At 52.4% G+C, this 14,036-nt stretch carries 5 protein-coding genes; 3 read left to right on the top strand and 2 right to left on the bottom strand.

The window, feature by feature from the left end:
• Positions 1–20 precede the first annotated feature (20 nt).
• The 3 genes from DDZ13_RS01640 to DDZ13_RS01630 are packed head-to-tail and all read left to right on the top strand — an operon-like array spanning position 21 to position 2,116.
• Positions 21–611 (top strand): crossover junction endodeoxyribonuclease RuvC, encoded by a 591-nt coding sequence (locus tag DDZ13_RS01640; RefSeq protein ID WP_110129682.1) that lies wholly within the window; start codon positions 21–23, stop codon positions 609–611.
• A 5-nt stretch (positions 612–616) separates the two neighbouring features.
• Positions 617–1,396, top strand: a complete 780-nt coding sequence (locus tag DDZ13_RS01635; RefSeq protein ID WP_158279740.1) for a sensor histidine kinase — start codon at positions 617–619, stop codon at positions 1,394–1,396.
• Positions 1,397–1,405: 9 nt separating this feature from the next.
• Positions 1,406–2,116 (top strand): SDR family NAD(P)-dependent oxidoreductase, encoded by a 711-nt coding sequence (locus DDZ13_RS01630; RefSeq protein WP_110129680.1) that lies wholly within the window; start codon positions 1,406–1,408, stop codon positions 2,114–2,116.
• 59 nt (positions 2,117–2,175) lie between these two features.
• On the opposite strand, the gene secA is transcribed toward DDZ13_RS01630, so the two are convergent.
• On the bottom strand, positions 2,176–5,211 hold the full coding sequence (gene secA / locus DDZ13_RS01625) for a preprotein translocase subunit SecA (protein ID WP_110129679.1): 3,036 nt from the start codon (positions 5,209–5,211) through the stop codon (positions 2,176–2,178).
• 174 nt (positions 5,212–5,385) lie between these two features.
• Positions 5,386–13,908, bottom strand: a complete 8,523-nt coding sequence (locus DDZ13_RS01620) for a hypothetical protein (RefSeq protein WP_158279739.1) — start codon at positions 13,906–13,908, stop codon at positions 5,386–5,388.
• Between the last annotated feature and the right edge of the window lie 128 nt (positions 13,909–14,036).

The raw sequence follows: 14,036 nt of genomic DNA, 5'->3' as shown, positions 1-14,036 counted from the left end.
CCGTATCCCGTATCCCGCAAATGGCCCGCAAATCCTCACGCAAACTCTGGACCGAGCACCTCGCCAGGAAAAGCTCAGGCAGGCAACCGGCTCAGCCTGAGGTCACATTGGGAGAACCCTTTTCCGGTCGGGTGTTGGGAATCGACCCAAGCTTAAGGGGGAGCGGCTTTGCCGTGCTTCAATATACACCCGGAGGCTCCGTGCTCTTGCTTGAGACCACGACTTTGAAACTGGGGCCGAAGCTCTCCATGCCGGAGTGCCTGGGGGCGATCGGCAACCAGGTGGATGACTTTCTCAATCAGCATTCGGTCGATCATGTCGCCATCGAACAAACCATCTATGTGCAAAACTTCCAGACTGCCCAGATTCTCGGCGCGGCGAGAGGCGCGGCGATTGCCACCGCTGCGATGCGCGGACTGCCGGTATTCGAATATGCTCCCCTGAGGGTCAAGCAAGCGGTGGTCGGCCTGGGCCGGGCCAGCAAGGAACAAGTCGCCCGCACCGTCTTGAGCCTGACCGGAACCGACCTCGGCCAGCGTTTTGACGAATCCGACGCCGCTGCAGTTGCCTTGTGCCACGCCTTTACATGGCGGGGAAAAACTGTAACTTAGTCGCCATGGAGAAGTCTGATCCTACCCCACCTACAGATCCTATTTTATTTCCTCATGGCAGCCCGACCGATGAAGAAATTCGGTTGCGCGCTCTCAACCACACCAAGGATCGGCTCATGTCGATTGTGGGCCATGACATCAGGACAGCGATCGGGGGCGTTCTCACGCTTACGGGCATGTTGGACAAAAGTCTTGAAGCGAAAGACATCAAAGAAGCCAAGCGTCTGAACGGGTTGATCCGGCGCAGCTCTCGGGATGCGGAGGAGTTACTGAGCGACTTGCTCGCATGGTCACGTAGCTCACGGCAGGACATTGAGTTCAAGTTAGAGGCCATGGATATTCTCGAACTCGTACAAACCGAGGCCGATCGACTGCGTGCGGTGGCGATGAAAAAGCATCAACGCATACAGGTAAAGGATTTCGATTCCGGGATGATTCGGGCCGACCGCTACATGCTCAGTGCCGTATTCCGCAACCTGCTTACGAACGCACTTAAATTCTCCCACAATGAAGGGGTCGTGACGATCAGCATCTTCCGCCAACCCGGGCTCTGGGAGTTCCAGATTGCCGACAAGGGCATCGGTATGAATCCCGACGTGCAAAAACGCCTGCTCAAGATCGACGAGCGGAAAAAGCAGACCGGGACTTCCGGCGAAGGCGGCTCCGGCTTTGGGTTGCTGCTCTGCGAGGATTTTATCCAGCGCCATGGCGGACACCTGACTTGGGAATCCAAGCCCGGCAAGGGCAGCACTTTTTCCTTCACCATTCCCGAGCTAATTGGCTAGCTGGGGATTATGGCAGAAAAGATTCTTATTACCGGTGTGAGTTCGGGCCTGGGGCACGGGCTGGCCAAAGCTTATCTGGAACAAGGTGCGACGGTCTATGGCTGCAGTCGCCGCAAGCCGGACGACCTCATCGAAGCCGGGCTGCATTACCAATCCGTTGATTTGCTCGATGCGGAACACGGTCAAAAAGCATTCGAGGAACTCATCCATGATGTTTCCCGTTTCGACGCCGTGATACTCAATGCGGCAAAGCTCGGCGAGATTCGCGACATGGCCGACACGCCACTTGATGATCTGCGCGGAACGATGGAGATCAACGTCTGGGCCAACAAGTGGTTACTCGATACCATTTATTCCTCGGGCAAGACGGTCAAACAGGTCGTTGCCATCTCCTCCGGCGCATCCATTTCCGGCAGCCGCGGCTGGAACGGATACAGCCTCTCCAAAGCCGCGCTGAATATGCTGATCAAACTATACGCCGGCGAGCGACCGGAAACGCATTTCACGTCATTGGCACCGGGACTCGTCGACACGGAGATGCAGGACTACCTGACAAACCTCCCGGCAGACGACCGCTTCAAACCATTGGATATCCTGAAAGCAGCCAAGGGCACGGAGAAAATGCCGGACGGCGACCGCTGCGCCAAAATGCTGATCGAGATCTTCCCGAAGCTGTTGGAGCGGGAATCCGGCGAGTTTACAGACATTCGGAAGATGTGAGTGGAGTGCGGGACGCACTCTTCTCCCGGGAGGCCGGTGCGTCTCGCACCGGCGGATTCCTACTTCGTCACCAACTCCCAGCCCTCGTTCTGAATGAGCGGTTCGGCTTTCTTGAACTTCATTTCCTTCTCTTCCGGGCCCTTGCGGATCTTGACCATATCGTTACGCCCGATTTTGGGTAGCTCACGACGGACCGGCTCCAGCTTGGGTAACTCGACATCCTTTTTCGGCGCAGCACCACCCTGAGTGGCGGTGGCCGTCTGTGCCTGGGCCGCGGCAGCAGTCAAAGCGCTGGTCTGGGGGCTCCCGGTCCCCGGGCCGGCGGTCTGAGCCACCTGGGAGAGGCGGGAGAGCATGGTCTTAAAGGCTTCAGCCGTGGTCGCACTGCGGAAGACGGAATTACAAATCTCCGTCCGCACGTTCTGCATGAGCTCTTCGAAGAAAGCGAAGGCTTCACTCTTGTATTCGTTGAGCGGATCCTTCTGGCCGTAGCCCCGAAGGTTCACGCTCCGGCGCAGTTCTTCCATCTCGGTGAGGTGGTCCTGCCAACGACGGTCAAGAGAACGGATAATGAGATAGCGCTCCAGGCCGACCAACGCCTCCTTGTCTTCAAACTGTTCACGTTGATCGTAAGCGTCACCGATCTTGCCCAGGATCAAGTCGTGCTGCGCCTGCAGCTCTAGCGAGTCGATTTCCTCCGGCTTGAGCGAAATAGGGAAATAGGCGTTCACCCAACTGAGGAAACGAGGCATGGCATCGCTGTCGTTACCCTTTTCTGCATTCAGCAGGTTGAGCCGCTCCTCCATTTCCTCCTCGATCATTTCGAATAGGATCTCGCGCGGGGTATCCGTGTGGATGGCTTCGTTGCGCAGTCCATAGATCACTTCGCGTTGGGTGTTGAGCACATCGTCGAACTGGAGGAGGCGCTTACGAATGGAGAAATTCTGCTGCTCGACTTTCTTTTGCGCATTCTCGATCGACCAGTTGAGCATGGGGTGCTCCAGTTCCTCGCCTTCGCTCATGGATTTGTCCAGCACTTTGGAAATCGGCCCAGCGTTGGCAAAGAGTCGCATCAAGTCGTCTTCCAGAGAGACGAAGAACTTCGATTGGCCCGGGTCCCCTTGACGGGCACAGCGGCCGCGCAACTGGCGGTCGATCCGGCGCGACTCATGGCGCTCCGTTCCGACCACGTAAAGGCCACCCCGTTCAGGGACACCCTTGCCGAGCTTAATATCGGTGCCCCGACCCGCCATATTGGTGGCGATGGTAACGGCACCTTTCTGGCCCGCGTTGGCCACGATTTCGGCCTCTTTCTCGTGGAATTTGGCGTTAAGCACACTATGCACGATATTGCTGCGCTTGAGCATCCGGCTGAGCACCTCGGATGCCTCCACCGAAGCAGTGCCGACCAGAACCGGTTGACCTTCCTTGTGCGCCGCTTCGATCTCTTTCACCACGGCATTGAACTTTTCACGGCGCGTCTTGAAGACAACGTCGTTCCGGTCCACGCGGATATTCGGCTTATGTGTCGGAATAACCATGACCGAAAGGCCGTAAATCTCACTGAACTCCGAGGCCTCTGTCTCGGCCGTGCCGGTCATACCAGAGAGCTTCTCGTACATGCGGAAGTAATTCTGGATCGTCACACTGGCGTAGGTCTTGGTCTCCTTCTCGATGGTGCAATTTTCCTTCGATTCGACCGCCTGGTGCAGGCCGTCCGACCAGCGCCGGCCCGGCATGACACGCCCTGTGTTCTGGTCCACGATATTGACCTTGCCGTTTTGCACCACGTATTCCTTGTCACGTTCGTACAGGCTGTAAGCACGAAGCAATTGGCTGATGCAGTGGATTCGCTCACTGCTCTGCTGGAAGTGGGTTTCCGCTTCCATTTTCGCCTCTTGTTTTTGCTCGTCGTTCAATTCCTCACGCTTATCGATCTCGATGAATTCCGTCGGCAGATCCGGCAGCATGAAAGCATCCGGATCGTCCGGACTCAGCAAAGTCCTGCCGTTTTCGGTCAGGTCGGCCTGCTGTTGCTTCTCGTCGATCACATAGAAGAGCTGCTCTTTAAGGGCGTAGCGTTTCTCCTTGTTAAAGTCACTGGCCATTTCCAGATCAAAGGCATCAACGTCCCGCCGGATTTTGGGAACTTCGTTCATCCGGTGGAACTGCTTGTTTTTCGGCATGCCCAGCTTCACCTGATAAAGTTTGATGATGGCGTCGTGATAGGCCTCTTCCGAAGCATTTTCATTATCGATGGTCTTTTTCGCCTCGGCGACCAACTTGTTGCAATAAGCCTGCTGTTTGGAAACCAATTTCTGGATCTCCGGCTTCACTTCCGCAAACGGCAGTGGATTATCCTCCTGCATGGGCCCGGAAATAATGAGCGGTGTCCGGGCCTCATCGACCAGGATTGAGTCCACCTCGTCGATAATACAGAAATAATGGTCCCGCTGGACCTGGTCCTCCTTGCGGCTGGTCATGCCGTTATCGCGCAAGTAATCGAAGCCAAACTCGGATGCGGTGCCGTAAGTAATATTGCAGCCATACATTTCCCGGCGAGTCTGCGGGTCCATGCTGTTTTGAATACAACCGACCGTCAGCCCCAGAAAACGGAAGAGGTGCCCCATCCACTCCGAGTCCCGGCGGGCCAGGTAGTCGTTCACCGTGACCAACTGACAGTTCCGCCCGGTGAGCGCGTTGAGATAAAGCGGGCAGGTGGAGACAAGGGTCTTACCTTCACCCGTCGCCATTTCGGCAATGCGCTTTTCGTGCAGGGTAATCCCGCCGATAAACTGTACGTCGTAGTGGACCATTTCCCAAGGCAACATATGGTCGCAGACCTCGTATTCCTTACCGCACATGCGGCGGGCGGCGTTTTTGACCGTGGCAAAGGCTTCCGGCAAAAGCTCGTCCAGCGTTTCACCCTGCTTATGCCGCTCCATAAATTCAGCGGTTTTGGCCTGCAGCTGCTCGTCAGTGAGCGACTGGTATTCGACCTCAATCGCGTTGATGCGCTCGATGATGGGCTGGCACTTCTTGAGATACTTCTGGTAGTGCCGCCCGGAGAACTTTTTGAGAATGGCGTTGATCATAAGATCGGAATGACTGGAAAGATAATTGTGTTCGATTTACTCCGGCCTTGTGCGACACCGGAATAACGAAAAAGCTCCGAAACTGGCAAATGCCCCCAAAACGGCAAGTGTCGAATTTGGGTAGGCGGTAGTCGCCGACTATTCGCCGCAGTCCTTTACCGCTAAATAGCTTGGTTAATACGCTTTCTCAGGTGCTTCCACTCGAATCCTGAAGAAGCAATGGGGCGCCTCTTCCATGTCGCGGGAACTGCGGTAAGTCACTCTCTCCAAGCCGTTCTCCAGGGGTTCGATTTCCTGCAAGACCGCCATGTCGCCGTTAAAGCTTAGCTGACCGCATTCTTCGACGAAGAATTGATAACCGCGGGTGACTGCTTCGGCATTTCGAATGTAACTGATCGTGAAATAGGTCTTCCCGTCGATTTCCTGCCTTGAGTTATCAACGACAACTGTATCGGCGACACCAATGTTCAGGTCGAAGGCATATTCAGCCCAGTTTTCAAAGGCATCTCCATCTTCGTTTGCCATGGGCGCGAGTAAGCGCGCGTCGAGCAAGAAATTATCTTTATCCCCGAAGGTCCATTCTTCCACCAGGAAGTCTTCATCCCCTACCGGGTCGACAACCGGCCCAAGTCCATCTTCATCGACCCAGCGAAGATCGTAACGATTGCCACCGTTACCAAAGTAGACACGTATGAAGTAAATGCCCGGAGCTCCGGTTGTATCGTAAATGATTTGCTCGTCGTCATCGGTGGACAAAGCTCGATCAACGAGGGTTGGCTTGCGCTGGTCCACGCCAGGAAGTGTCTTTTCGTCTTCCGGCGTCGGATCCAAGCGATAGAGCTCCAAGTCGATATCTCCATCCGCATGTGTGAAATCGCAATCAATGGTCAACTCGGTTGCCCCGGAAGAGACGATGATTTGATACCAGTCATCATCACTTTGTGTCGCAAAACCGGTATCCGTGCTGATCCATACACCTTCTTCTCCTGTCAGGTCATAGAATTCATCAACCACATCATTTTCCTCGTAGACATCTTCAGTGCTGGAAGTCCACACCAAGTCGTAGGTATTTCCGTTGCCATCCCCGAAGACACGGATCTTGAACGTTTCGCCAGCAGGATCAACGGGCAGGGTGATTTCCTCCGAGGTGTTTCCATCCACCGAAGAAGCGAGCAAGTTGTCTGATGCATCATAGACTTCTAGGTTGATGTCACCATCCACGACCGAGAACTCGTCGATTAATACATTCAGTGATATGTCTTCTGCTGGCGTCGAAAGAATGAACCAGTCCTCATCGTATTGAGCGCCAAGTTCCATAAGAGCACTCAACCGCACGCCACTTGAGGCCGACAAATCGTAGGTCTGCGTGTTATCATCGTTTTCCTCATAGGGATCATCGATATCCACACTCCATACCAAATCATAATAATTTTCAGAATCCGTCCCTGTTACTTCGATGTAGTAATCGCCGCCAGCCAGATCCACCGGAACGGATAAAAATTCATTGTCGGTTGTCGAGCTTGCGGAACCAATCATTGCCGGAACTGAATCGTAAACATTGACGTCAATATCACCCAAGCTGTGATCAAAGAAGACGTTCACGTTCAGCGTACGCGAGTTTACCGGTAGTGTTACCAGATAGAAGTCCGAATCACCCTGAGTCGCAAAACCCGACAAGTCAGAAAGGCGCGTAACGACTTCATCATCATCCGTATCTTCAAATGCAGTGATATCGATTGCCGTGCCCGTGGAATCATTATCCTCATACAGGTCGACTTTGTCGAAGGACCAAGAAAGATCGTATTCCGCTCCAGTTGCCAGTGCTCCGGTTACCTTAATGTAAATCGTATCGCCAGTGGGATCGACGGGAACTGAGAGTGACTCGTCATCGGTTGCCGTGTTGGAGGCGTCCAGGATCTCCTCGTCCCCGTCAAAAGCCTGTAGCTCAATATCGCCATCGGCATGAGCGAATGAACAGGTCACGTCGAGCCGCACATAGCCGACCGGGACATAAAGCTCATAATAATCGTCATCGTTTCCGCGAACGCCCAAACCGTCGATCGCCGACAAGTCGCCCACGACAGAGCTGCCTAGATCATATGTTTCGTCAAAGGAATCGTTATCTTCATAATTATCCTCTGTGTAGGTCGACCAGATCAAATCATACATTGTCCCGCTATTAGGCCCGAGGACGAGTAAGTAGTAATCGCCTGCATCGAGACCGGCAGTCGTAAAGCTTTCCACATCGACTGTTCCTATTGAGAAATCAAGCAGCGTCTCGTTTTCATCGTAGAGGGCCAGAGTCAAATCGCCTTCATCGTGCAAGAAATCAAGCTGTGCAAAGAGTGCGCTGTTGTCGGTGGGGATAGATACTCGGTACCAATCCTCATCATATTGCGCCCCCGAACCGTCAATCGTGCTCAGTTGCGTTGCAGGGTTGGCGGAGAAATCATAGGCTTCTGCGAGCTCATCGTTCTCCTCGTAATTATCCTCGCTTCCTGAACTCCAGATCAGGGAATAGTTGCCCCCCAGATTGGCACCGGAGACACGAAGGTAGTAAGTCCCGTCAGTGAGCGATTCAGATTCGAGGCGACTTTCGCCGTCAGCAACCGCTACGCTATCGACTAGCACCTCTGAATCATCGTAGAGCCCCAAGACCATCCCGTCGACTCGAGAGACAGGGAAGATCTGAGCGATCAACAGATCCTCACCAGCTTGAACCTCAATTTCGTACCAGTCGTCATCCAATTGGACGAGATCTTCCTGTCGTTCATACTCGAGTGAGACCAAATCACCGGCGGCCGCCGCACTATCGTTCTCTTCAAAAGAGTCGTCCGAGTCGTAGCTCGTCCAGACAAGATCGTAGGGGTTCCCGGCTGTTTGCCCGTACACGCGGATGTAGTAGGTTTCGCCGGGAGTGACCGTTGTTGAAATCGTCTCGTCATCGGTGTCGGAAATTGAGCGCTCGATGAATCCGTTTTCATCATGTAACTCGATATCAATATCCCCCTCCGCATGATCAAAGCGGCAGTACACATTGAGGTTCGAACCGCTGGGCACAAAGAAGAACCAGTCCTCATCCGTTGAGGTGTCGTAACCTCCATTTTCGGAAAGAGGGATACCGTCCTGGCCGGTCAGATCCGTTGCAGTCGCTTTCGTATCGTTATCCTCGTTGAGGTCACGCGTGATCGATGTCCAGGTCAGGGTGTAAGGGTTTCCGTAATTACCGTCCGCACCAAAGACCTCGATATAGGTCACGCCGTCAAACGGATTCACCTCAAAGGTTAAGTTTTCACCATCGTTCAGGCTCGCCGCGAAGGCGATGAGTTCGCCGAATTGGTTGTACACATTGACATTCGTATTTCCGAACGCGTGGGAGAAGTCCAAATTCAATTCCACCGCAACGACACCATATGCCGGGTCGATGGCAAACCAGTCGTCATCGAATACGACACCTTCCAGGCCAACTCCTTCGTCCGCGCTAATATCGAAGGCGTCATCCAGGACATCGTTCTCTTCGAAAGCATCTTCCGGAAGTGCATTCCAGAACAGGTCATAGACATTGTAGTTATCATCCCCGAAGACTCGGACGTAATAATCTCCAGCAGTGGTCAGCTCGTATTGCAGATACTTCAGATCATCCGTGGTCAGATCATCCGCAAGTAAGTTTTCGTTGCTGTCATATAACTCAAAGGAAATCGCACCCGTTGCATTCGTGTGGCTAAGTTCCAGAACCAGAACCGAGTTGGCCTCTTCCACCGTGAAGCTATACCAGTCATCGTCACCTTGGGTCGGTACTGCCGTTTCCGAAAGTCGAGTTTGCTGCAAATCAGTTATGTCAAACGCAGTTCCGAAGCTGTCATTCTGCTCATAATCATCTTCACGCTTATCGATCCAGAACAGGTCATAGGTGTTGCCTAGATTTGCACCGTAGACACGGATGAAATAAGTGCCTCCGGGAAGCGATGCGTTGTAGTCAATCAGTTCGTCGTCAGTCGTGCTTTCCGAGCGAATCAGGACCGCACCTTCCGAGTCAACGACCTCAACATCAATATCTCCTTCTGCGTGAATGAAATTACATTCGACGAGAAAACCCGAGTTGATGTCGGAGAGTTGAATTTTGTACCAATCATCATCGGTTTGCGTGGCCAAACCATCAATGCTTTCCAAGGGGGTGTGACTCGGGAATGTTGGATCACTTTCCGCACTCACCGACTGAAGCGAATCGTTTTCCTCGTAGGCATCCTCGTTTATCGTATCCAGTTCTTGCTGGGTAAATGCCCCCCACCACAAATCATATTCGTTACTGCGATTCCCGTAGTAAATCCGGATAAAGTAGTCACCGCTGGCCGGGTTTAACAAAGTGATGTCTTCATTGTCCGTGACCGAAGTGGAGCGAGCGATGAGGAAACCTGCTGAATTGTAGAGTTCGAGGTCGATATCCCCTTCATCGTGGCTGAAAGTGTTGATCACCTGTAATTCGGCGGTATTCGCAGAGGCGGTAATCCGGTACCAATCCTCATCCTTCTGCACTCCGGGGCCGTCCAGTTTGGTCAGCAACTGCTTTTCGTGTCCCGTCAGATCGAATGCATCAGCCAGAATGTCATTTTCTTCGTATTTGTCTTCGCCCAGCGTATAGCCCCAGAACAAATTATACAAGTTGCCTCTACGATCACCAGTAACCGTGACCGCATACTTACCGGGGTCCGGATTCGGCCAGACGATACTTCTGGAGTCAACAACCACAGGCTCGGCATCTTCCTCGTCATCATCAGGATCGGGCGGAGGAGTTGTCGACCTGAATAGGACAGGTCCATCCTTACGGCTGAGAGTTAAATCCATATTACCCTCAGCTCCGTCAAATGCCGTTCGAATTTCCAATTCTGCGATGTTGTCGGGTACGGTAATTTCATACCAGTCGGGATCCAACTGGACGCCATAACCATCAACAGCGGTAAGCCAGAAATTGGCGTTATTACTTATATCAAATGCCTCGGTGAAGTTGTCGTTTTCTTCATAGTTATCATCGACCGCAGCCTCGATGTTCGGTGGCTCGGAAAGTACATCGACACGGAAGTCATACGCGGCAAGAAAGTCATTATCCAACCAAGGAACCGCTTGGATGTAAAATACGTTACCTGTCGGTCGGACAAGGGTCACGTCACCGTAGAAAAACAACGTCGTGACATTCCCGGAGGTCTGTGTGCTTTGACGAAGCAAATTCCCATTTTCATCAAAGAGCCGGAAAATGACCAGACCAGCGCCTATGCTACTGTAGTTAAAGACCAGCTGTTCAACCGGGGTGGAACTTGGAACAGAGAATCGGAACCAGTCCGCGTCTGCTTGCATGGCAAACTCTGCTTCCGTGGCATTATCTGCATATCCTGCCAGCACGCCGATACCATCGATTTGGGAAAGCCTTCTACCTACAATACTATCCCCCAAGTCGAAAGCGTTGTCGAAAAGGTCATTTTCGACGCCATCCGCCTCGTCGACAATCTCGTATCGGTCATCTCTTCTAGGCTCGACGACCAGGTCATATTCGTTGCCTGCCAAATCACCGGTGACGCGAATGTAATAAGTCCCCGGCTCCACGCCGTTCACAGCGTCGGCATCTGCCGGACTGTAGTTAATCGGCAGATCATCCAAATCGATCACTCGGGAATAAGTGATGACCTCGTAGTCTTCATCCGCACCCGCCAAGCCGTACAAGCCGAAGAAATTATACAAAAATCCATCAAGAAACAGTTCGTTGAGGAACTCATCAAAGAAGATTTCATCAAAGAAAATGTTACCAAAGAAGAAATCGTCGATAATATCATTTTCAGGTATCAGCTGGATGTCGATATTACCTTCCGCGTTAACAAACTCAGCACGCACGTGGAGCATCCGGATAAAAGGATCTGCCGGGATATCGATTTTGTACCAGTCTTCGTCGCTGGAAATACCACTACCCAAATACTCGGAGAGGCGAGGACTGAAAGCACCGGTTAGGTCAAAGGCCGTTTCCCGGGTGTCATTATCCTCGTAGAAATCATCGTCACCGGCCTCAAAGGAAATGGCGTTCCAACGCAGGTCATAGGCGTTGCGCACAGATGAGTCCCCGAGCGTGCTGACTTTAATGTAAAATTTCTTGTGTTGCGCCGTATAGTTCAGTGGCACTCTAAACCGGATCAGCCCATCTTCGGCTGTGGTGCTCCCAAGTACAACGTTGTGGCCGTTTCTCAATTCAAAGGTTATCGGACCTTCTGTTGAGTCATAGGAAACCTCAACCGAAACCAACTCGTCGTTGTTTACGTTGAAGGTGTAGAAATCGCTTCGGTCGGAGAGGAAAAATCCTGGGCCTTTGTAGTCCGAGAGCCACGTATCTTTGACCGAGTTTAGATCAGTCGCATATTTAGCTGCATTGTTGTCTTCGTAATTGTCTTTTTCAGCGGACTTAGTGGAATAACCACTGACAGCAAAACTGAAGCTGATGGGCTCGATGGTTTCGTAATCAATCGTCACGGTATCCGCATCAATACCATTCACTCCTGCCTGAAGTGGATCGTAGGCGATCTGCATCCAGACTGAAGTTCCCGCCGGGATGACGGTTGGTGGAGCTGAGACAATCTGAAAATCGATTCCAGTGCTCAGACTCAAGCTTACATTCGTCAGGTCGTCCGAACCTGTATTTTCCAGACGGAAAGTGCGCGTTATTGGAGCATTATTCGGGTAGGAGTATCCGTAGTTCGTGCCGTTGGTGAAACTGGTTGATTCATCTCCGTTCAGGACAGGCTGGTCCTGTTTATCGGACCCAAAGACATCCAAGGGTTGAGTCGGCAATTCACCCACAATTTGATACTGACCCAGGCTGGCATAGTCGGAAAAGCCGGTAAAAGGATCATCCCCGCGTCCACCACCAGTCACTTCTATATAATAGATCCCTGCATCGACATCCGCTTCGACAAGGGACGCCAGAGAAACTGATCCTGCATCCACGCCTACCGCAATTTCAGCACCCGTCGAATCCAGCAATCTGGTATCAACCGCTAAGTTCGCCCCTTTGGTATCCGAACCCGGGTCAGTATCATTCGATTCCACATCATATGGATTCACAGTAATCGAGAGCTCACCGGAAAACGCTACTGAAAAGCGGAAAACATCCACATCCGATTGTCTTGAGATTAAACCAGAAGCGCCGACCTGATTCTCACCAGTTGAAGACAGAAAGCCGACGTCTAGACCAGCTCCACCCGTAAACACACCGGCAAAATCGTCTTCCTTGAATCCAAATCCGTTCGCAGTCCTGGCGATGATCTGAATATCATCTTCTTCGTTAACGGCATCCTCAAATTCACCACGGCTCCACTGGTCGACTTCGTCCAAGAGAAAATCCTGAAAGGGTGCCCCCATAATTGTGCCCCAGCCAGGAGTGTAGGAACCGTTGTGACCGGGATAATATTCGTCCGAATCACCCAAGGCATAGTCGTGACTCAAGCCGAAAGCATGACCTGCTTCATGGGAGATGGTGGTCGCACATGTATATTCTGAAAGGTTGTAGACCCAGACAATGCGGGTCAGATTCGTAGCATAAGAATTTGTGTAAGCCCATCCACCGCTTGAGTTGAAACCAAATGCCTGACTAACGAGATCATCAGGAGTAATGATTACTTGTAGACGTTGTTCAGGGTCTGCTGCATCAAAAACATCACGTTCGGTAGTCACCGTGATATTGAAGGGCGCAAAATCCTCAACAACGCGATTAAAGACATTGGTCACCCATGCATTGTCATTATTGCGCGGAGCCGGCCCCACGGCCATGACTTCTTGTGCAGTGGATATATTCCAGAAGTCATCTGTAACTGTTTCACCATCAAAATCCAGATAGAGCACGTGGCCCGTACCGGGGTTTTCTGTCAAGGGAACGGCACCGACCGGCTCGTTCAAGGTGCTGGATGCTTTGGGCTCAAACGGGGAAGCCAAACCACTGACGCGAGCGCCCGGCAGACTTTTCTTTCCATATACTGCGTCTCTAGGAGCGCACATAACGTCGCTCAGCTTAATTTGTGTCGTGATCAGGGTACCGTCACCTTCGGGCGTCGAGACTTGCCCGTCTACGACCTGCACTTCATGCCCGATCCTGCCCAGCTCCGAATCTATTTCCGAGATCTCGACAGCTCGAGAATCCCCCCGAAACATAAAGAAAGCCTGAAACTCGCCCACCTTGTTTGTCGTCACAGTAAACGTCCCTTCGGGAAATTCCATCGAGTAGGCTTTGGTTTTTTTTCCTTCCCGTACCAGTGCAACTTCGCCGGAGAATTGCCGGCCCGCCAACTCAAAGGCTACAGCATCGCCAACTTGACTCCCTGCCAGAAAATCAAAATCCGAACGGGTGTAGGTCGGCTGCTCCTTGGCAATGTTCTTGAAGATTGAGTCGAAACGCGGCTGCGTCGTTAATTGCGCAGCTGCTTTGACGGCATCTGCTGCCGTGGGTTTTTCAGCCGCAGCCTGACAATGTGCGCAATCCGCGCCGTGCGCTGCGGTTTTTTCCAGCGCCGATTCAGACGATTTTAGCGCAGCCTGAACTGATGCCTTGTTCGCATCACCGCTCTCAGCGTCAACGCTGTCTTGTGTGGCCTTGGTCTGTTCTTCAAAAGCTGGTGCGTTATCACGCCCCGTGAAATTTAGTGTCAGTACAGCTCCGGCTACGAACACAAGGGCAAGAACCAACAGTTTAGCTCTTTTTTTCTGAGGATTGTGTGCAGGCATTACCGACAAAGCAGGGGTTACGATTTATAGTTTTCGGGGCATAGCGTGAACCCGAATACTTATTTTGGTATTCA

The organism is Coraliomargarita sinensis, assembly GCF_003185655.1.
Classification (GTDB): Bacteria; Verrucomicrobiota; Verrucomicrobiia; order Opitutales; family Coraliomargaritaceae; genus Coraliomargarita_B; species Coraliomargarita_B sinensis.
The sequence above is the reverse complement of the archived record's forward strand: the minus strand, read 5'-3'. Positions and strand labels throughout refer to the sequence as shown.

Bases quoted from the DNA above. Each gene is read 5' to 3' on its own strand.
- DDZ13_RS01635 (WP_158279740.1), top strand. From the start codon at position 617: ATGGAGAAGTCTGATCCTACCCCACCTACAGATCCTATTTTATTTCCT.
- DDZ13_RS01630 (WP_110129680.1), top strand. From the start codon at position 1,406: ATGGCAGAAAAGATTCTTATTACCGGTGTGAGTTCGGGCCTGGGGCAC.
- secA (WP_110129679.1), bottom strand. From the start codon at position 5,211: ATGATCAACGCCATTCTCAAAAAGTTCTCCGGGCGGCACTACCAGAAG.
- DDZ13_RS01640 (WP_110129682.1), top strand. From the start codon at position 21: ATGGCCCGCAAATCCTCACGCAAACTCTGGACCGAGCACCTCGCCAGG.